The 20,170-nt window shown below is 62.8% G+C and carries 18 protein-coding genes; 16 read left to right on the top strand and 2 right to left on the bottom strand.

Annotated elements, in window-relative coordinates:
* Positions 1-154: 154 nt before the first annotated feature.
* The 5 genes from X744_RS142595 to X744_RS142615 all read left to right on the top strand — a co-directional run bounded on the left by X744_RS142595 (position 155) and on the right by X744_RS142615 (position 5,308).
* Entirely contained in the window at positions 155-715 is a 561-nt protein-coding gene (locus tag X744_RS142595) for a F0F1 ATP synthase subunit delta (protein WP_023762496.1), read from the top strand.
* Positions 715-2,244 carry a F0F1 ATP synthase subunit alpha gene (atpA, locus tag X744_RS142600; protein ID WP_023762495.1) on the top strand — a complete coding sequence of 510 codons (1,530 nt, stop codon included), beginning with the start codon at positions 715-717 and terminating at the stop codon, positions 2,242-2,244. Before X744_RS142595 ends, atpA begins: the two co-directional genes overlap by 1 nt.
* Positions 2,245-2,290: 46 nt before the next feature.
* On the top strand, positions 2,291-3,175 hold the full coding sequence (locus tag X744_RS142605) for a F0F1 ATP synthase subunit gamma (RefSeq protein ID WP_023762494.1): 885 nt from the start codon (positions 2,291-2,293) through the stop codon (positions 3,173-3,175).
* Between the two features lie 70 nt (positions 3,176-3,245).
* The gene (gene atpD, locus X744_RS142610; protein WP_023762493.1) at positions 3,246-4,802 is read left to right on the top strand and encodes a F0F1 ATP synthase subunit beta; all 1,557 of its coding nucleotides are present in this window, start codon (positions 3,246-3,248) and stop codon (positions 4,800-4,802) included.
* A 98-nt stretch (positions 4,803-4,900) separates the two neighbouring features.
* Positions 4,901-5,308 (top strand): F0F1 ATP synthase subunit epsilon, encoded by a 408-nt coding sequence (locus X744_RS142615; RefSeq protein ID WP_023762492.1) that lies wholly within the window; start codon positions 4,901-4,903, stop codon positions 5,306-5,308.
* Between the two features lie 51 nt (positions 5,309-5,359).
* Here X744_RS142615 and X744_RS142620 read toward each other — a convergent pair whose 3' ends face one another.
* Positions 5,360-6,880: a mannitol dehydrogenase family protein gene (locus tag X744_RS142620; protein WP_023762491.1), complete on the bottom strand. Its 1,521-nt coding sequence runs from the start codon at positions 6,878-6,880 to the stop codon at positions 5,360-5,362.
* Between the two features lie 147 nt (positions 6,881-7,027).
* On the opposite strand from X744_RS142620, the gene uxaC reads away from it, so the two are divergent.
* The 8 genes from uxaC (at position 7,028) to X744_RS142660 (ending at position 14,142) form a co-directional block, all read left to right on the top strand.
* On the top strand, positions 7,028-8,437 hold the full coding sequence (gene uxaC, locus X744_RS142625; RefSeq protein ID WP_198032285.1) for a glucuronate isomerase: 1,410 nt from the start codon (positions 7,028-7,030) through the stop codon (positions 8,435-8,437).
* 33 nt (positions 8,438-8,470) lie between these two features.
* On the top strand, positions 8,471-9,448 hold the full coding sequence (locus X744_RS142630) for a TRAP transporter substrate-binding protein (RefSeq protein ID WP_023762489.1): 978 nt from the start codon (positions 8,471-8,473) through the stop codon (positions 9,446-9,448).
* Between the two features lie 59 nt (positions 9,449-9,507).
* Positions 9,508-10,035 (top strand): TRAP transporter small permease, encoded by a 528-nt coding sequence (locus tag X744_RS142635; RefSeq protein WP_031261209.1) that lies wholly within the window; start codon positions 9,508-9,510, stop codon positions 10,033-10,035.
* Positions 10,035-11,315 carry a TRAP transporter large permease gene (locus tag X744_RS142640; RefSeq protein ID WP_023762487.1) on the top strand — a complete coding sequence of 427 codons (1,281 nt, stop codon included), beginning with the start codon at positions 10,035-10,037 and terminating at the stop codon, positions 11,313-11,315. Before X744_RS142635 ends, X744_RS142640 begins: the two co-directional genes overlap by 1 nt.
* Before the next feature lie 68 nt (positions 11,316-11,383).
* A complete protein-coding gene (locus X744_RS142645) occupies positions 11,384-12,160 on the top strand; it encodes a FadR/GntR family transcriptional regulator (protein ID WP_023762486.1) in 777 nt (258 codons plus the stop codon).
* Between the two features lie 21 nt (positions 12,161-12,181).
* A complete protein-coding gene (kduI, locus tag X744_RS142650; RefSeq protein ID WP_023762485.1) occupies positions 12,182-13,033 on the top strand; it encodes a 5-dehydro-4-deoxy-D-glucuronate isomerase in 852 nt (283 codons plus the stop codon).
* On the top strand, positions 13,030-13,794 hold the full coding sequence (kduD, locus tag X744_RS142655) for a 2-dehydro-3-deoxy-D-gluconate 5-dehydrogenase KduD (protein WP_023762484.1): 765 nt from the start codon (positions 13,030-13,032) through the stop codon (positions 13,792-13,794). The genes kduI and kduD overlap by 4 nt, the downstream gene beginning before the upstream one ends.
* A gap of 12 nt (positions 13,795-13,806) precedes the next feature.
* On the top strand, positions 13,807-14,142 hold the full coding sequence (locus X744_RS142660; protein ID WP_023762483.1) for a cupin domain-containing protein: 336 nt from the start codon (positions 13,807-13,809) through the stop codon (positions 14,140-14,142).
* A gap of 174 nt (positions 14,143-14,316) precedes the next feature.
* Here X744_RS142660 and X744_RS142665 read toward each other — a convergent pair whose 3' ends face one another.
* Positions 14,317-15,738: a coniferyl aldehyde dehydrogenase gene (locus tag X744_RS142665; RefSeq protein WP_023762482.1), complete on the bottom strand. Its 1,422-nt coding sequence runs from the start codon at positions 15,736-15,738 to the stop codon at positions 14,317-14,319.
* 455 nt (positions 15,739-16,193) lie between these two features.
* On the opposite strand from X744_RS142665, the gene X744_RS142670 reads away from it, so the two are divergent.
* The 3 genes from X744_RS142670 (at position 16,194) to X744_RS1000000172835 (ending at position 19,950) form a co-directional block, all read left to right on the top strand.
* Positions 16,194-16,856 (top strand): sulfotransferase, encoded by a 663-nt coding sequence (locus tag X744_RS142670; RefSeq protein ID WP_245266847.1) that lies wholly within the window; start codon positions 16,194-16,196, stop codon positions 16,854-16,856.
* On the top strand, positions 16,856-18,691 hold the full coding sequence (recQ, locus tag X744_RS142675) for a DNA helicase RecQ (protein ID WP_023762480.1): 1,836 nt from the start codon (positions 16,856-16,858) through the stop codon (positions 18,689-18,691). The genes X744_RS142670 and recQ overlap by 1 nt, the downstream gene beginning before the upstream one ends.
* Positions 18,692-19,626: 935 nt before the next feature.
* A complete protein-coding gene (locus tag X744_RS1000000172835) occupies positions 19,627-19,950 on the top strand; it encodes a hypothetical protein (protein WP_084025720.1) in 324 nt (107 codons plus the stop codon).
* Positions 19,951-20,170 lie beyond the last annotated feature (220 nt).

Genomic DNA, 20,170 nt, shown 5'->3' with positions numbered 1-20,170 from the left:
AAAATGCCTGTGCTAGACGGCAATCGACTTTCGGCAGGGGATAGCGGAAGCCGCGCCTCCGTGCTCGAAAAAATGCAGTAAGGTCAAAGATTTAGCCAGAGTTTTTGCTCGCGCCAACAATCTACGGCCTGTCAGACAAGAGAAAAGACGGTCCGTGGCTCAATCGTCATCGCCAATCTCAGGTGTCGCAGAACGCTATGCGGGTTCGCTGTTCGAACTCGCCCTGCAGGCAAATTCCGTCGCCAAGGTCGAAGCCGACCTCAACAGCTTCGAAGCCATGCTGGCAGGCAGCGCCGATCTTACCAGGCTGATCAACAGCCCGGTGTTTTCCAGCGAGGATCAGGCCAAGGCCATCGCGGCGATCGCCGACAAGGCCGGGATTGCCGGCCTCACCGGCAATTTCCTGCGTGTCGTCGCCCGCAACCGCCGGCTGTTCGCCATTCCCGGCATGATCAGGGCGTTCCGCCAGATATCAGCCGAACATCGTGGCGAGACTGCTGCCGAAGTGACTTCAGCACATGAACTGACGGCAGCCCAGCAGACCGAACTCAAGGCCGCGCTGAAGAGCGTTGCCGGCAAGGACGTGGCCATCTCGGTCACCGTCGATCCGTCGCTGCTTGGCGGGCTGGTGGTCAAGATGGGCTCGCGCCAGATCGATACGTCGCTCAAAACCAAACTCAATTCGCTCAAGCTTGCACTGAAAGAGGTCGGCTGATGGACATCCGCGCCGCGGAAATTTCCGCAATTCTGAAAGACCAGATCAAGAATTTCGGCAAGGAGGCCGAGGTCTCCGAAGTTGGACAGGTGCTGTCCGTCGGTGACGGTATCGCCCGTGTCTACGGCCTCGACAATGTCCAGGCCGGCGAGATGGTCGAATTCCCGGGCGGTATCCGCGGCATGGCGCTCAACCTCGAAGCCGACAATGTCGGCGTCGTCATCTTCGGTGCCGACCGCGACATCAAGGAAGGCGACATCGTCAAGCGCACCGGCGCCATCGTCGACGTTCCCGTCGGCCCCGGCCTGCTCGGCCGCGTCGTCGACGCGCTCGGCAATCCGATCGACGGAAAGGGCCCGATCAAGGCAGTCGAGCGCAAGCGCGTCGACGTCAAGGCGCCCGGCATCATCCCGCGCAAATCGGTGAACGAGCCGATGTCGACCGGCCTCAAGGCAATCGATGCTCTGATCCCGGTCGGCCGCGGCCAGCGCGAGCTGGTCATCGGCGACCGCCAGACCGGCAAGACCGCTATCATTCTCGACACCATGCTCAACCAGAAGTCGGTGCACGACAACGGCCCCGAGAAGGAAAAGCTCTACTGCGTCTACGTCGCCGTCGGCCAGAAGCGCTCGACCGTCGCGCAGTTCGTCAAGGTGCTGGAAGAGCGCGGCGCGCTCGAATATTCGATCATCATCGCCGCCACCGCTTCCGATCCGGCGCCGATGCAGTTCCTGGCGCCATTCGCCGGCGCCACCATGGGCGAGTACTTCCGCGACAACGGCATGCATGCGCTGATCAGCTATGACGATCTATCGAAGCAGGCCGTCGCCTATCGCCAGATGTCGCTGCTGCTGCGCCGCCCGCCGGGCCGCGAAGCCTATCCCGGCGACGTCTTTTACCTGCATTCGCGCCTGCTCGAGCGCGCCGCCAAGCTCAACGACGATCTGGGCGGTGGTTCGCTGACCGCACTGCCGATTATCGAAACGCAGGCCAACGACGTGTCGGCCTACATCCCGACCAACGTGATCTCGATCACCGACGGCCAGATCTTCCTCGAAACCAACCTGTTCTTCCAGGGCATCCGTCCTGCCGTGAACGTCGGCCTGTCGGTCAGCCGCGTCGGCTCGGCCGCGCAGATCAAGGCGATGAAGCAGGTTGCCGGCTCGATCAAGGGCGAGCTCGCGCAGTACCGCGAAATGGCGGCCTTCGCGCAGTTCGGCTCGGATCTCGACGCCGCCACGCAGCGTCTGCTCAACCGCGGGTCGCGCCTGACCGAACTCCTCAAGCAGCCGCAGTTTTCGCCGCTGAAGACGGAAGAGCAGGTCGCGGTGATCTTTGCTGGCGTCAACGGCTATCTCGACAAACTGCCGGTCAATCAGGTCGGCAAGTTCGAGCATGGCCTGCTCAGCCACATGCGTGCAGCCGGCAAGGACATTCTCGACGCCATCCGCAAGGAAAAGGCGCTGTCGGACGATCTGCGCGCCAAGCTGAAGGCCGAGATCGACGCTTTCGCCAAGACCTTCGCCTGAGCGAAGCGCCAGTCGGGATGAGACAAGACGGGATCAGGTTTGAAGCATGCCTTCATTAAAAGACCTTCGTAATCGCATCGCCTCGGTCAAGGCGACGCAGAAGATCACCAAGGCGATGCAGATGGTCGCCGCGGCGAAGCTGCGCCGCGCGCAAGAGGCCGCGGAAGCGGCGCGCCCCTATTCGGAGCGCATGGGTTCCGTGCTGGCCAACATCACCCAGGCGATCGGCGGCGGTGGCGACGCCCCGGCGCTGATGACCGGCACTGGCAAGGATGACGTGCATCTGCTCGTCGTCTGCACTGCCGAGCGCGGCCTGTGCGGCGGCTTCAATTCGCAGATCGCCCGTCACGCGCGAGACCATATCCGCAAGCTGCTGGCCGACGGCAGGCACGTCAAGATCATCTGCGTCGGCAAGAAGGGTTTCGACATCCTGCGCCGCGACTATGCGTCGTTGATCATCGACCGCGTCGATCTGCGCGAGGTCAAGACGCTTGGTTTCGTCAACGCCGATGCCATCGCCAAGAAGGTCATCCAGCTCTTCAACGAGGGCAGCTTCGACATCTGCACGTTGTTCTATTCGCAGTTCAAGTCGGTGATCAGCCAGATTCCGACAGCGCAGCAGATCATTCCGGCGGGCGTTGCTTCGGCTCAGGCGGAAGTGACGGATGGCGGAAACGCCGTCTATGAGTACGAACCGGAGCCGGGCGAAATTCTCTCCGACCTCATTCCGCGCAACATCTCGGTGCAGGTTTTCCGGGCGCTGCTCGAAAACGCGGCCGGCGAAATGGGCGCCAAGATGAGCGCCATGGACAATGCGACGCGCAACGCCGGCGAGATGATCAACAAGCTGTCGATCACCTACAACCGACAGCGGCAGGCGCAGATCACCAAGGAACTGATCGAAATCATTTCGGGCGCCGAGGCGCTCTAGGCGCGGTCCGCGGGTCATCGACCCGCGACCGGATCGCGTGAGAAACAAAGGACGAAAAAGGGTAAAGACGATGGCGAAAGCAGCGACCCCCCAGAAGGCAGCTCCGAAGGCAGCAGCCGCGAAGACCGCAGCCCCCGCGAAGGCGGCGGCCAAGGCTCCAGCAGCGAAGGCAGCTCCGGCCAGGACGGCCGCCGTGGCCAGCAAGGCAACCGGCGTTGTAGGCAAGGTTCGCCAGGTCATCGGCGCCGTTGTCGACGTGCAGTTCGGCGATCACCTGCCGGCGATCCTGAACGCGCTCGAAACGACCAATGTCGGCAACCGCCTCGTGCTCGAAGTTGCCCAGCATTTGGGCGAAAACACCGTGCGCTGCATCGCCATGGACTCGACCGAAGGTCTGGTTCGCGGCCAGGACGTGCGTGACACCGGCGCGCCGATCACCGTGCCGGTCGGCCCGGGCATGCTCGGCCGCATCATCAATGTCATCGGCGAGCCGGTCGACGAAGAAGGCCCTGTCGACGCGATCGAAATGCGCTCCATCCACCAGCCGGCTCCGACCTATGTCGAGCAGTCTACGGAAGCACAGATCCTGATCACCGGCATCAAGGTGCTCGACCTGTTGGCTCCCTACGCCAAGGGCGGCAAGATCGGCCTGTTTGGCGGCGCCGGCGTCGGCAAGACCGTGCTGATCCAGGAACTGATCAACAACATCGCCAAGGCGCATGGCGGCTACTCGGTGTTCGCCGGCGTCGGCGAGCGCACCCGCGAAGGCAACGATCTCTATCACGAGTTCATCGAATCCGGCGTCAACAAGAAGGGCGGCGGCGAAGGCTCCAAGGCCGCACTCGTCTACGGCCAGATGAACGAGCCGCCGGGCGCGCGTGCCCGCGTCGGCCTGACCGGCCTGACGGTTGCCGAATATTTCCGTGACCAGGGTCAGGACGTGCTGTTCTTCGTCGACAACATCTTCCGCTTCACGCAGGCGGGTTCGGAAGTGTCGGCTCTGCTCGGCCGTATCCCGTCGGCGGTCGGCTATCAGCCGACGCTCGCCACCGACATGGGCGCGCTGCAGGAACGCATCACCACCACCACCAAGGGCTCGATCACCTCGGTGCAGGCCATCTACGTGCCCGCCGACGACTTGACCGATCCGGCGCCGGCGACCTCGTTCGCCCACCTTGACGCGACGACGACGCTCAACCGCGCCATCGCCGAAAAGGGCATCTACCCGGCCGTCGATCCGCTGGATTCGACCTCACGCATGCTCGACCCGCTGGTCGTCGGAGAAGAGCACTATGGCGTCGCGCGCCAGGTGCAGTCGATCCTCCAGCGCTACAAGTCGCTGCAGGACATCATCGCCATCCTGGGCATGGACGAGCTGTCGGAAGAGGACAAGCAGACCGTGGCCCGCGCCCGCAAGATCGAGCGCTTCCTGTCGCAGCCCTTCTTCGTCGCCGAAGTGTTCACGGGCGCGCCGGGCAAGCTGGTCGACCTCGCCGACACCATCAAGGGCTTCAAGGGCCTCTGCAACGGCGACTACGATCACCTTCCGGAAGCTGCCTTCTACATGGTCGGCGGCATCGAGGAAGCAGTCGAGAAGGCGCAGCGCCTCGCGGCTGAAGCGGCGTAATCAAGCGAATAGCGAATAGGGAGTAGCGAATAGGGAATATGGGCCGGCGAATTCTTCTGACTACTCGCTACTCGCTATTCGCTATTCGCTAAATTGACATGGCTGAAGCTTTCAAGTTCGAACTGGTCTCGCCGGAGCGCCTGCTTGTTTCCGCCGAGGTTGAATCCGTCGTCATTCCGGGCGCCGAAGGCGAGATGACCGTGATGGCGCATCACGCGCCGGTCATGACCACGATCAAGCCGGGTGTCGTCACGGTGAAGACCGCGGCGGGCGGTGAAGAACGCTATGTGGTGTTCGGCGGCTTCGCCGACATCGTTTCGGCCGGTTGCACGCTGCTGGCGGAATCGGCTGTCGCGGTGAAGGATGTCGACCGCGCCGATCTCGCGCGCCGCATCCAGGAAGCCAGGGAAGACGCCGCCGACGCCAAGGACGACCAGGTGCGAAGCAAGGCTGAACAGTTCCTTAGCCAGCTCACCACGCTGGAAGCTGCCATCTTGCCGGCCTAAAGACTGCTTCAGACGATTGATCGAAAAGCGGGGCCTTGCCTCGCTTTTTTGTTAGATGCCCAATGCAGCGAAGGCAGCAGCCGGTCCGCCACGGCGTAACTGTTCGAGATGGGCGGTCGTGAGAAATATCAGGTTTGCGCGCCCGGACTCCTCCTTGGCAAAGCCAGCCAGATCAAAAACCGACACGACGGTTTCCGCAGCCGACAGGCGCTTGTCGCCGATTGCCGTCAACGGCGCGTCAAGCGGATCGGTGAAATGGCTCTCCGGCAAGGTCTTGCTGCGTGCTTCGCAGGCCGCGATCCAGGCGGCGATCGCCAGTGTCAGGTGTTCGGGCACAGCGCCGGCTTCGATGCTCTCCAAGGCGGAAGCGACGATGCGCTGCGGCAGTTTCTGGCTGCCGTCATTGGCGATCTGCGCCGTGCGGTGGGCAAGTGCTTTGTTTGAGAAGCGTTCTGCCAGCTCGGCGGTATAACTTGCAGTGTCGAGCCCGGCATTTTTTGGCAGCGTCGGGATAGCCTCGGCCCAGAGTCTATCGACAAAGGCCCGTATCGCCGGATCGGCGAAGGCGCGATCGACGGTGGCATGGCCGCTGAGCAGGCCAAGGTAGGCGATCGCCGAATGCGATCCGTTAAGCAGGCGTAGCTTCATGTCTTCGAACGGCCTGACGTCGTCGACCATGGTGGCGCCGAATTTTTCCCAGGCCGGCCGGCCCGTCGGAAAATTGTCTTCGATCACCCATTGGGAGAAAGGCTCGGTCATGACGGGCCATGCATCTTCGACGCCAAGCTCGACAGCGATTCGCGCCCGGTCGGCATCTGTGGTCGCCGGTACGATGCGGTCGACCATGCTCGACGGAAAGGCGACCGCATCGGCGATGTGTTTGGCGAGTGTGGCATCGCCCTTCGCGCCGAGCCTGGCATCTCGCATTTCGGCGAATTCAATCAGCAGCCGGTGCAGCGTGGCCCCGTTGGCCGGCAGGTTGTCGCAGCACAGCACGGTGAATGGCGGCGTGCCGGCTGCGCGTCGCTGGGCAAGCGCCTTGGCCAGAAAACCATGCGCCGTCTTCGGCATGCTCGGATTTGCCAGGTCGTTGACGATATCGGGATGAGCGGCGTCCAATCCACCGCCAGCCGCCCGCAGATAGGCCTTTTCGGTGATCGTCAGCGTGACGATGCGCGTGCGCGGATCGGTCAGCGCGGCCAGCACCGCGCTTGGGTCTTCCGGCGCCACCAGCATCGAGGCGATCGAGCCGATGACCTGAAGCTTTTCGGTTCCACTGCTTCTGATTGCCAGCGTATAGAGCCCATCCTGCGGCATGAGCGCGTCGCGCGTGTCGGCGCTGCGCAGCGACACACCGACGATGCCCCAGCCTGTCTCGCCGGCCGCCAGGCAATCATCGACATAAGCCGCCTGATGGGCGCGATGGAAGGCGCCGACACCGAGATGCACGATGCCCGGGACGACGTGGCTGCGATCATACGAAGGTGTCACGACCGAAGCCGGCAATGACGGCACTGTGTTGCCGGAAAGGCGTTTGATCGTCGTGATGCGGCTGGTCTGATCGGATGGCATGAAATGGCCTCGGGGAATGGTCGGCGAGCGGCGTAACATTCGATTTCCCGCCACACAATGGGCCGAAAAGTCATCATACAACAATCTAATTTTTGTATGTTGACATTATTTCTTGTCGACCCTACCGATAGCGGCTCTGGGAGGATGATCGTGGCACTGACCGATGCGGATTTGCTGTTTCCCGCCGAGGCGCATTCGCGCTCGATCGCCCGCGATCTCTATGCCGGGATCAAGGATCTACCCCTGGTCAGCCCGCATGGTCACACCGATCCGCGCTGGTACGCGCTGAACGAGCCGTTCCCGGATCCGGCGCAATTGCTCATCGTGCCGGACCACTACATCTTCCGCATGCTGTTCAGCCAGGGGGTTCGCCTTGAGGATCTCGGCGTGGCGACGCTCGACGGCGCGCCCGTGGAGACCGACGGCCGGACGATCTGGCGGCGCTTTGCCGAGCACTATTATCTGTTTCGGGGTACGCCGACCCGGCTGTGGCTCGATCATGTGCTCGCCGATCTGTTCGGCATCGGCGAACCGCTGACCGCGGCGACCGCCGACAGCCATTACGACATGATCGCAACGCTGCTGCAGTGGGAGAATTTCCGCCCGCGCGCCCTGTTCGAGCGCTTCAACATCGAGGTCATCGCGACGACCGAGGGCGCGCTCGACGATCTCAAATGGCACCAGATGATCCGCGACAGTGGTTGGCAGGGCCGTGTCGTGACGGCTTACCGGCCCGACGCCGTCGTCGATCCCGACTTCGAGGGGTTTTCAACCAATCTCGACCGGCTCGGCGAAATCACCGGCTGCGACACCGGCAACTGGACCGGCTATCTCGATGCGCATCGCCAGCGGCGCGCCTTCTTCAAGAGTTTTGGCGCGACCTCGTCCGATCACGGCCATCCAACGGCGGAGACCGCCAATCTCTCCGAAGCGGCGGCCGAGGAGCTGTTCAATCGGATTCGCCGCGGTTCCGACGACGAGCGCGAGCGGAAACTGTTCCGCGCCCAGATGCTGACCGAGATGGCCAAGATGAGCCTCGACGACGGGCTTGTGCTGCAGATCCATCCCGGTTCCTGGCGCAACCATTCGACGGCCGTTTTCCAAAGATTCGGTCGCGACAAGGGTTTCGATATCCCGACCCGGACCGACTATGTGACGGCGCTGAAACCGTTGCTCGACTGCGTCGGGCTGGAACGCGACCTCACGATCATCCTCTTCACGCTCGACGAGACCAGCTACGCGCGCGAACTGGCGCCGCTTGCCGGCGTCTATCCGGCGCTGAAGCTAGGGCCGGCCTGGTGGTTTCACGACAGCCCGGAAGGCATGCGGCGCTTCCGCGAGATGACCACCGAGACGGCCGGCTTCTACAACACCGTCGGCTTCAACGACGACACCCGCGCCTTCCCATCCATTCCGGCGCGTCACGATGTGGCGCGCCGGGTCGACTGCGCGTTCCTCGCGCGTCTCGTCGCCGAGCACAGGCTGCGCGAGGACGAGGCGCATGAGCTGGCGCGGGAGCTTGCCTACACGCTTGCGAAGAAGGCGTACCGGCTCTGAGCCGGGCGCTACGATCTTAAAAGGGAGGAAGTCATGTTGCATTTTTCGAAATTGACGGCGGCCACATTTGCCTTCGGCTCGCTGCTGGTCGGCATTGCCAATGCCGACACCGTGCTGAGGTCATCGGATACCCATCCCGACGGCTATCCGACCGTCGAGGCGGTCAAATACATGGGCGACCTGATCAAGCAGCGCACCAATGGCCGCTATTCGGTCGAGGTCTACCATTCGGCGCAACTCGGAGAGGAAAAAGACACGATCGAGCAGACCCAGGCCGGCGTCATCGACCTCAACCGCGTCTCGATGGGACCGTTCAACGGCGTCGTGCCGGAAACGGCGGTTCCGTCCCTGCCGTACATGTTCCGGTCGGTCGACCATATGCGTCATGTGATGGATGGGCCGATCGGGGATGAGATCCTGAAGGCTTTCGAGGCGCATGACCTCGTCGGCCTCGCCTTCTACGATTCCGGCGCCCGCTCCTTCTACAACACCAAGAAGGACATCACTTCGATGGCCGACATGAAGGGCATGAAATTCCGTGTCATCCAGTCCGATGTGTTCGTCGACATGGTCAACGCGTTGGGCGCCAATGCCACGCCGATGGCCTATGGCGAGGTCTATTCGGCTCTGCAGACCGGTGTCATCGACGGCGCCGAGAACAACTGGCCGAGTTTCGAATCCGCCAAGCACTACGAGGTTGCCAAGCACTACACCATGGACCAGCACCAGATCGTTCCGGAAGTGCTGGTGATGTCGAAGGCGAGCTGGGACAAGCTCACGCCGGAAGACCAGGCGATCGTCCGGCAAGCGGCAAAAGACAGCGTCGTCAAGATGCGCGAACTGTGGGACGCGCAGGAGAAGAAGTCGCGCGACATTGTCGAGAAGGCCGGCGTCAAGGTCAGCGAGATCGACAAACAGCCGCTGATCGATGCGATGAAGCCGGTCTACGACAAGTATCTGTCGACGCCCGAGTTGAAAGACCTCGCGTCGCGTATCCAGGCAACCAAGTAAATTCGTTCGTGGCTAATGATGGCGCGTTGTCCGCGCCATCATCCGGGGGAGGCGCGCATATGAAACCATTTTGGCTCGCAATAGAGCGGCTGCTGTCAGGATTGGCGAAGCTTGCGCTGTGGGTCAGCGGCATCGGGCTGACCCTGATGACGGTGATCATCTTCTGGCAGGTATTTTCACGCTATATCCTCAACAGTTCGCCAAGCTGGACGGAACCCTTCTCGGTGCTTTTGATGGGTTGGTTCATCTTCCTGGGGGCAGCGGTCGGTGTTCGCGAGCGCACCCATCTGGGGTTCGATGTGTTGCTCTATTTCCTGCCGACCGCCGCCAAGGCGGTGCTGCGCAGCATTTCGGACATCGTCGTGCTCGCCTTCGGCGCCGGCATGATCGTCTACGGTGTCCAGCTTGCCAGGCTGACCTGGAACACGGTGATGCCGTCTCTTGCCTTCCCGGGCGGCGTCGGTTTCCTGCCGGTCATCCTGGGCGGCGCGCTTGTCTGCCTGTTTTCGCTTGAGCGGCTGGCCGGGCGGTTTGCCGGACTGCCGGTCGATGCTGATCAGTACGCCACGGGCGAGGAGGGTCTGTGATGGCACTGACGGTTCTGTTCGGCACCTTCGTCTTCCTGCTGATCATCGGCACACCGATCGCGTTCTGCCTCGGCGTCGCCAGCTTCGCGACGGTGCTGGTGCTGGACCTGCCGCCGCTCGTGGTGTTCCAGCGTCTCAACTCCGGCGTCAGCGTATTTTCGCTGATGGCCATCCCGTTCTTCATCTTCGCCGGCGACCTGATGGTGCGTGGCGGCATTGCCGCCAGGCTGGTGGCGCTGGCCGGTTCCTTGGTCGGTCACCTGCGCGGCGGGCTGGGGCAGGTCAACATCGCTGCCTCGACCATGTTCGGCGGCATTTCCGGCTCGGCCGTGGCCGATGCTTCGGCGGTCGGCGGGTTGATGATCCCGCAGATGAAGGCGCGCGGCTATGGCGTCGACTATGCCGTCAACATCACCTCCGTCGGCGCCATCATTGCGCTGCTGATCCCGCCCTCGCACAACATGATCATCTATTCAATCTCTGCCGGCGGGCGCATCTCGATCGCCGACCTGTTCACCGCGGGCGTCATACCCGGCTTGCTGCTGGCGCTGTCCCTGATGATCACCGCCTATTGGGTCGCCAGCCGTCGCGGCTATCCGACCGAGCCGTTCGCGGGTTTCGGCCGCGCATTGCAACTGCTTGTCGCCGCGATTCCAGGCCTGGTCCTGATCGGCATTATCTTCGGCGGCGTCCGCTCCGGCATCTTCACGGCCACTGAAAGCTCGTGCATCGCCATCGTCTACGCCTTCCTGGTGACGCTTGCCATTTACCGCTCGATGAGCTGGAACGACTTCGTCGCCGCCACAACGGCGGCGGTGCGCACGACGGCAATGGTGCTGATGATCATCGGCTGTGCTGCCGCCTTCGGCTGGCTGCTGGCCTATCTCAGGGTCCCTGCCGCGCTCGTCGCCTTTCTGCAGTCCGTGTCCGACAACAAGCTGGTCATCCTGCTGATGATCAATGTGGTGCTGCTCATCCTCGGCACGTTCATGGACATGTCGCCACTGATCATCATCACCACGCCGATCTTCCTGCCCGTGGTGATGGCCTATGGCGTAGACCCCGTGCATTTCGGCGTCATCCTGATCCTCAATCTCGGCATCGGCCTGTGCACGCCACCAGTGGGGGCGGTGCTGTTCGTCAGCTGCGCCATCGGACGGATCCCGATCTGGACGGCGATGCGCTCGATCTGGCCGTTCTACGGCGCGGCTTTCGTCGTGTTGATGCTTGTCACCTACATACCGGAGATTTCATTGTGGCTGCCGAGCCTGTTCCACTAGAGTTTTGACGCAATTCCGGACGGAAAACCGTTTCACGCTTTTCCGGGATTGCTTAAGGAGACCACCACGTGTCCGCTGCCGCAACCGACCTCAAGGTCGAGAGAAAACCCAAGCTGTCGGAAACCGTCGTCGCGGCGATCCGCAGGCAGTTGCAGGCGGGCGAGATTCAGCCTGGCCACAAATTGCCGACCGAGGGCCAACTGACCGAGACCTTCGGCGTCAGCCGCACCGTCATCCGCGAGGCCCTGGCCAAGCTTGCCGCCGATGGGCTGGTCGAGCCGCGCCAAGGCGCCGGCGTCTTCGTCACCGAGCACATCTCGACGATGTTCGGCGCGCTGGCCGCCGACATGGGCAGCAAGGATTCGATCGCGCTCAACGTGCTCGAAGTGCGGCTTGCGATCGAGATCGAATCGGCCGGGATCGCCGCCATCCGCCGCAACGCCGCGCAGGAGGCGGCGATCCAGGAAGCGTTCTTCGAGTTCGAGCGGCTGCTGCTCGCCAGCGAGCCGACCGGCCCGGCCGACCTCGCCTTCCACCGCGCGATCGCCAGCGCCACCAACAACCCGTTCTATGTCGAGATGCTCGACGTGCTCGGCCGGCGTGCCATTCCGTGCGACGTGACTTCTCCCTGGTCGACCGAGCTTGTGCAGTCCGACAGCTACCAGCGCGGGCTGCAGCGCGAGCATCTGGTGATCCTCAACGCCATTACATCGGGCGATGCCGAGGCTGCGCGTGAGGCGATGCGGAAACACCTCACCGCCAGCCAGCAGCGCTACCGCGAGCGCCTGCATGCGCGTCAGGCTTTCTACACCGACTCGGTCAAAGCCGCCGCTAGCGGCGAATAATCATCTCAAGTCAGGACTATAATGAGCCAGAGCCATACCGACTTCACCTCACGATTTGCCATCGATCCGGTCGCCGCCGCGGCGATGGGAACCGATGAGCTGCGTCACAATTTCCACATTGACGGCCTGTTCCAGCCCGGCCGCATCAGCCTGACCTACACCCATTATGACCGCATGATCGTCGGTGGTGCCGTGCCGACCGGCTTGCCGCTTCAACTGGAGGCGATCAAGCCGACTGGCACCAAGAACTTCCTCGACCGCCGCGAGCTGATCGCCGTCAACATCGGTGGGGCAGGCGTCATCGAGGCCGGCGGCCAGTCCTTTGAATTGCAGGCGCGCGACATGCTCTATCTCGGCATGGGAACAGCCGACGTGTCGTTCGCGTCGGCGGACAAGGGTGTGCCGGCAAAATTCTATCTGCTCAGCGCGCCGGCGCATCACGCCTGGCCCAGCCGGCTGATCCGCATCGGCAATGCCAAGCGCCTCGATCTCGGCAGCAAGGATGCCTGCAACGAACGCTCGATCTTCCAGTTCATCCATGCCGAGGGTGCAAAGACCTGCCAGCTGGTGGTCGGCATGACGCAGCTGGCGCCGGGCTCGGTGTGGAACACCATGCCGTGCCATGTGCATGACCGGCGCATGGAGGCCTATCTCTATTTCGACCTGGCCGAGACGGCGCGCGTCTTCCACTTCATGGGCGAGCCGGACGAAACGCGCCATCTGGTGGTGCGCAACGAGGAAGCGGTGCTGTCGCCGGGCTGGTCGATCCATTCGGGCGCCGGCACCTCCAACTACGCTTTCATCTGGGCGATGGCCGGGGACAATGTCGACTATACCGATGTCGATCCGGTAAGCTTGGACGATCTGCGGTGAGCGACCTCTCCGCCTTCAGCCTTGCCGGAAAGCGCATTCTGGTGACCGGCGCCAACACCGGCATCGGCCAAGGCATCGCGGTGTCGATCGCACGCGCCGGCGGCGTGGTGATCGGCGTCGGCCGCTCGTCGATGGACGATACGGCAAGCAGGGTCGCCGCTTTGGGCGGACAATTCGAGGCGGTCAGCGCCGATCTTGCCGATACGTCGTCAGCAGGTCCGTTGCTCGACCGTATCTGGGAGGAAAGCGGTCCGCTCGACGGGCTGGTCAACAATGCCGGGATCATCCGCCGCGCCGATGCCGTCGATCTCAGCGAGACCGATTGGGACGACGTCATGGACCTCAATTTGAAGACGGCTTTCTTGCTCTGCCAGTCCTTTGCCAGGCGTGTCCTGGCCGGCGGGCGCCAGGGAAAGATCGTCAACATCGCCTCGGTGCTGAGTTTCCAGGGTGGCATCCGGGTCGCGTCCTATACCGCCTCGAAGCATGGCGTGCTCGGCATCACCCGGCTGCTCGCCTGCGAATGGGCGCGAAAGGGCATCAACGTCAACGCCATCGCGCCGGGCTATATCGAGACCAACAACACGCAGGCGCTGCGCGCCGATCCCGACCGCAGCGCCGCCATCCTGGCGCGCATACCGGCCGGCCGCTGGGGCGAAGCGGCAGACATTGGCGATGCCGCCGTGTTCCTACTGGCGCCGGCGTCGAACTACATGCATGGCGCGGTGGTGCCGGTGGATGGCGGCTGGCTGGCGCGTTGAGGAGAGAAGAAGATGACCGCAAAGATTTTCGCGCATGCCGGCGAGGGCGCGTGGACGGCGACGCCGGACGGCAACAGGCGACGCGTTCTCCTGCACACCGATGAATTGATGATGGTCGAATTCGGCTTCGACAAGGGTGGCGTCGGTGCCCTGCATTCGCACCCGCATGTCCAGGCAAGCTACGTCGCCGAGGGTCGCTTCGAGGTGACCATCGACTGCCGGACCGAAATCCTTGCGGCCGGCGGCAGTTTCATCGTGCCCTCCGGTCTGGTGCACGGCGTCAAGGCGCTCGAAGCGGGGCGGCTGGTCGACAGCTTTACGCCGCATCGGTCCGATTTCCTCGCTTAACGGTGGGAGATCGAGCAGGGAAGACCCGCGCCCCTGAAGAGGCGCGGGTTGTTGCCTGGGCGCTTGCGGCGCCGCGGTACTCAAGACATGACCGCAGGATGCGGAAGCTGCCGCATGATGGTGAAGATAGTCTTAATGCGCGGATGGTCGTGATGGCTGGGCGGCTGCATTCGGTCAGGTGATGTGCCGGAGCAGGCTGAAAAGCCGCTCGAACGTCTTGCCGTAGGGCGGGCGCAGCAAGGCCCCGGCGCTCAGGCGGGATTGATGGAAAACCGGCTTCTCCTTGCTGAAGGTGCGGAAGCCCCATTCGCCGTGATAGGCGCCCATGCCGCTGGCGCCGACGCCGCCGAAAGGCTGGTTCTCCTGCACCAGATGCAGCATGCAGTCGTTGATGGTGACGCCGCCGGCGACCGTCTCATGCAGGATGCGTTGACGATTGCCGTTGTCGCGGCCGAACCAGTAAAGCGCCAACGGCCGGTCTGCCCGGTTCACATGGCCGATCGCCTCGTCGATCCCGTTATATTCGACGATCGGCAGCACCGGCCCGAAAATCTCTTCGCGCATCAACCGCAGGTTTGCACCGGCGTTGCGGACCAGGGTTGGCGGCAACTTCCGGCTTGTGGCACCAAGTTCCTCTCCGGCCGGGTTGATCTCGGTGACTTCGGCGCCGGCATCGCGCGCCTCGACGATCATGTCGCGCAGGCGCTTGTGGTGCCGGTCGCTGATAATGGCGGTATAATCGGGGTTGTCGCGCAAGGTCGGGTAGAGCTTCGCGATCGCCATTGCGAGCTTGGCAGCGATCGTTTCTGCCTGTCCCTTCGGCACCAGCAGATAGTCGGGTGCGATGCAGGTCTGCCCGGCATTCAATAGCTTGCCATAGGCGACGCTGGATACCGCCGCGTCGAGATCGCATGACGGATCGAAGATCGCCGGCGACTTGCCGCCGAGTTCGAGCGTAACCGGGGTCAGGTTGGCGGCCGCCGCGATCGCGACCTGGCGTCCGACCGATGTCGAGCCGGTGAACAGCAAATGATCGAAAGGCATCGACACGAAGGCCTTTCCCATCTCCGCATCGCCGGTGATGACGCTGAGCTCATCGGGTGCGAAATGCTCGGCAACGAGTTTGGCCAGCAGCGCCGAAAATGCCGGCGTCAGTTCGGAAGGTTTTATGAGCACGCGGTTACCGGCGGCAAGGGCGGCGGTCACCGGCGCGACAGCGAGCTGGAAGGGATAGTTCCAGGGCGATACGATGCCGACGACACCGAGCGGCTGCGCGATGAGGCGATTTCTGCCCGGCAGGAACGGCATGGTCGTGGCAACGCGACGTTCGCGCATCCAGCCCCGGAGATGGGACAGCGCGTGGCGGATGCCGGCGCGCACCACGAACAGTTCCGCAAGCCGCGTCTCGTGTGCCGAGCGGCCGCCGAAGTCGGCGTCGATCGCCGCACAGATCTCGGCCTCATGCCGCTCGGTCAGCGCCAGTAGGCGCTTCAGGCGGTCCTTGCGGACGCCAATTTCGGGAAAGGGCTGCGTCTCGAAGGCGGCTCGCTGCAACCGGAACCGCTCGCCGAGAACATCCTGTCTGGTCTGCAGCATCGCGCCCTCCCTGGCTTGCTGAGCCGAGCTTACATCGTGGTGCGTGAGGGAACCAGCGGGGTGCGGGTGCCCTTGGGGAAGGCCCGCCCTTGCTCGATGCCGCCGATCGGTTGGCCTGTTATACTGACCTGTTCCTGTTGTGGTCCGATGCCTGCTGCGCTAAGGCAAGGTGCCCATGCGGAGAGTCGTTTTGACCGGTTTCCACATCCTCTCCAATTCACGAAATGTCGGCTCGGTGTCTGCCTGATGCAAGCGCGGGCGACGAGCATCTTGGCCGTGGGCCCCAAGCGGCGGGTTTTGCACTGGGTGGCGCTGATGCAAGATCGGGTCGCCGTATTGTGCAAGCGGAATTGCCGATGAAGGGCGCTCACAGGCTTGAGGTTGCGTTCGGTGCGGCCACGCGGAGGGTCGTGCGGGAGTTTCAGCGGCTGGTGCCGCTGTCCCTGAAACGGCGCATGCAAACACGCACATACGCACGCGCGACGCCGGCCAACAGAATTTTCATCTCGGGCTGTGCGCGCAGCGGGACGACACTGACACAGCGGCTGATGAGGTGTTTCGAGGACACTTTCGTCCATCCGCCCGAAGCGCGATACACAATCCTGGACATGCTGGACCGGCCGGAATCCAACCTTGTCGTCAAGCGCGATGCGCGCAGCTTTGCGCATTTGGCGAAGCTGCCTGCGTCCATTGGCTTGATTTACTGCGTGCGCCACCCATTCGACACGCTGACAAGTTCGCATCCGCAAACACGCAACGAGCGTCGGTTCCACGTCACGCCGCATCGCTGGCTGGCCGAATACGATGCGCTGATAAAGCTGAAGAAGGCACAGCCGCACAGGCAGATACTTTTTGTCCACTACGAAGACATGGTCGGCGCGCCCGATGCCATGCAGGAGAGGATCGCGCAGTCGTTCGGGCTGACGCCGCGGGTTCGCTTCAGCGAGGATCCGGACAATCCGATTCGGGTGACATCATTGAGAAAATGGGAAAGCAATGAAGAATTGCGGACCTATCTCAGGGGCCTGTCGCCGGCATTTCTCGCCCGCGTCGGGCGCTTCTGTGCCGAGTTCGGGTACGACATGGCGGTAAGCGCGCCGACCACGGACGCTCCGTGATGCAGGCGGCTGTCATCGCGACAGAAGAGCAGGATCCCAAGCGGCGCGTCCTGAAGGACGTGTTCGGCTTCGATGATTTTCGCCCCGGCCAGGCCGATGTCATGGATGCGCTGCTGGCCGGGCGGCATGTGATGGCTGTCATGCCGACGGGCGCCGGAAAATCGCTCTGCTACCAGGTGCCGGCGCTGGTTCTGGGCGGGCTCACCATTGTCGTTTCGCCGCTGGTGGCGTTGATGCAGGATCAGGTCGCCGCCTTGCGCCTTGCCGGCGTGGCGGCCGACACGATCAACTCCTCGATCGACCGCGACGCCAATATCGCCGCCTGGCGACGCGTCGCTTCGGGCCAGACGCGCCTGCTCTACCTCGCGCCGGAGCGGCTGATGAGCGAACGGATGCTCGACGCGCTGGCCAGGCTCGATATCAGCCTGATCGCCGTCGACGAGGCGCACTGCATCTCGCAATGGGGCCCGGCGTTCCGGCGCGAGTATGAGGACCTGTCGCGGCTGCGCGGCATTTTCCCCAATGTGCCGATCATCGCGCTGACCGCGACCGCCGACGAGAGCATGCGCACCGACATCGAAGCCCGGCTGTTCGCCGAGCGTGTCGAAACCCTGGTGCTGGGCTTCGACCGGCCGAATATCAAGCTTGCCATCGAGGCCAAGCAGGATAGCAAGCGCCAGTTGCTGCGCTTCGTCGAGCGTCATCCCGGCCGCAGCGGCATCGTCTACTGCCTGTCGCGCAAGAAGACAGAAGAGATGGCAGCCTTCCTCGAAAAGAACGGCGTCACCGCGCTCGCCTATCATGCCGGCATGAGCAAGGAGGCGCGTGATGCGAATCAAAACGCTTTCATGACTTTGTCCGGTGTCGTCATGGTGGCGACCATCGCCTTCGGCATGGGCATCGACAAGCCTGACGTCGCCTATGTCTTCCACACAGATATGCCGGGCAGCCTGGAGGCCTACTACCAGGAGATCGGCCGCGCCGGCCGCGACGGGCGGGATGCGGAAGCGCATATGCTGTTCGGCCTTGGCGACATCCGTATGCGGCGGCTGTTCATCGACGACGAGGATGCCGCCGTCGAGCACAAAAGGCGTTCGCATCGCCGGCTCGACACGCTGATCGGCTATTGCGAGACGGCGCAGTGCCGCCGCCAGGTGCTGCTGGGCTATTTCGGGGAGGAAGCGCAGCCTTGCGGCAATTGCGACACCTGTCTCGACCAGGCGCCGCGCGCCGATGGCGGAGCGGAAGCACGGACCATCCTGGCGGCCATCGCACAGAGCGGCGAACGTTTCGGTGCCGGCCATGTCATCGACATTCTGCTCGGTCATGAAACCGAGAAGGTGCTGGCCAGGAACCACCAGAGGCTCGCCAGCTTCGGCAGCGGGCTGGCGCACAAGAAGGATTTCTGGCTGTCGCTGATCCGGCAGCTCGCCGCGGGCGGTTTCCTGGAGCCGGATCCGAGCGGCCATGGTGGTCTCGCCATCGCCGAAAAGGGCCATGCACTCGGTCGTGGCGAGATGCCGTTCCACTATCGTGTAGAGGTGCGCAGCCGCGCCTTGCGCAAGATGCGAGCGGCCGAGGGTATGAACGCGGAAGGCGTGGATGCATCTCTGCTGGCCACGCTCAAATCCTTGCGCCTGCGCCTGGCCAAAGAGCGCCAGGTGCCTGCCTATGTCGTATTTTCCGATCGCACGCTGATCGACATGGCCGAGCGCCGCCCGCGCGATCTCGACGCTTTCGCCGAAGTGAATGGCGTGGGCGCGGCAAAGCTGAAGGAGTTCGGGCAGGTTTTCTTGAGCGTGATTGCGGGGCATCAATTCGATGGCTCGGACTGAGGATTGCGAGACTGGTCTGCTCGACGACAGGACGGTCGCCACGCAGCAGATGGGGCGCCCGTCATTGCGCCACCCTAGTAGCGGGCGCTCATCATTGGATGCCTCGTGAGATGATCGCGAACACGTTTGCGACGCTTCTCCTGATCTGCTTTGTTGCCGTTGTGCTCTTCCTTTCGGAAAACCACTGTGGCCCGAACAACAGGTCCGGATGGTGATAATCGTGGCGGTTGATAGGATGACCACGACGGCGATCTGAGCAAAGCGACGCCGAAACCAGAGCCGCGTCTTGGTTTCGCAGATCGCAGATCGTTAGACTCGTCGCAACGCGCGGACGCATTGCCGATCACAGCGGCGGGCGCTTCTGGCCGTTAGGTCCGGTTGGCATAGGCGCGTTGCGCCTGTGCGCTCTTGCAGAGCTGATCCAATTTGTCGCGGATCCGATCGTTATCAAGCAATAGCTTGGCGCGTGGGAACNTGTGCGCTCTTGCAGAGCTGATCCAATTTGTCGCGGATCCGATCGTTATCAAGCAATAGCTTGGCGCGTGGGAACCCTCTTTTGCGAAGCTCCCATTCGATGACCTGCCACCCTTCGTAGTCGCCGGATTCCACAAGTTTCCCGGCCTCGCGCCACATACGCGCGTCACGCTCTCGGGACACGGCTTTTCTCCCATGCTCTTGCGCCGAGCATACAGGAGGTCGGACTGATACGCGAAATGCCTATCGCGTTCCGTCAAATTACGGGCTCGCGCCCACTCTTTGACGAGCTCTCGGTAGTGCGCAATTTGAATTTAAGTCAGCATTTTGGTTTCGGCATGCGCGTCCCACTAACGTTTCCATTCCCTACTGATCAAGACTTGAAACCCGCTATCCTAAGCCTTTTGGAGCAATGTTATTTTTTGCAATGCAAGACCAGGGTAGCTTAAAGGAGTGCTGAAATGGCAACCGAAAGCACAGGGCAAAACAAGCAGGTTCCGGAGGCCAAAGCGCGCCGCGACTTTCTGAAGAAGGCTGGCCGTTTCGCGGCCGTGACGCCGCCAGCCATAACACTTCTGCTCGGCACAAGTTTGAACTCTGAGGCGGTGGCCAAATCAAGTGGATCACGTCCCGGTAAAGGATCAGGTGACAAGAATCACGTTCACGTAGGCTCCTCCAATAGCGGCTATAAGTTCGGGCGAGGTCAGTCCGACAACCAGCGCGGCGGATCCGACAATGCCGGTGGCGGTGCCCACGGGGGCTCAAGGTCCGGCGATCCCAACTAAACGCGCCGGGATAGCGAACCACACTGCGATCATGTCTGCTTTCCTTTCCCATCTGGGGCATCATTCCTAGGCGGCTGTGTTACAGTGCCGCCATAGCAAGGCCCGTCGCTCACCCTCAACAGCGGCGGGCTTTTTTGTAGGCACGAGATAGTGTCCTGAAGGTTCTGCAAAAAGTTTTGGAGAGAGAACGGTCGTTGCGCTGAGGCGAAAGCGGCCATGG

Origin of the sequence: Mesorhizobium sp. LNHC252B00 (assembly GCF_000502955.1) — a bacterium.
Classification (GTDB): domain Bacteria; phylum Pseudomonadota; class Alphaproteobacteria; order Rhizobiales; family Rhizobiaceae; genus Mesorhizobium.
This window is presented reverse-complemented; position numbering and strand designations above follow the sequence as displayed.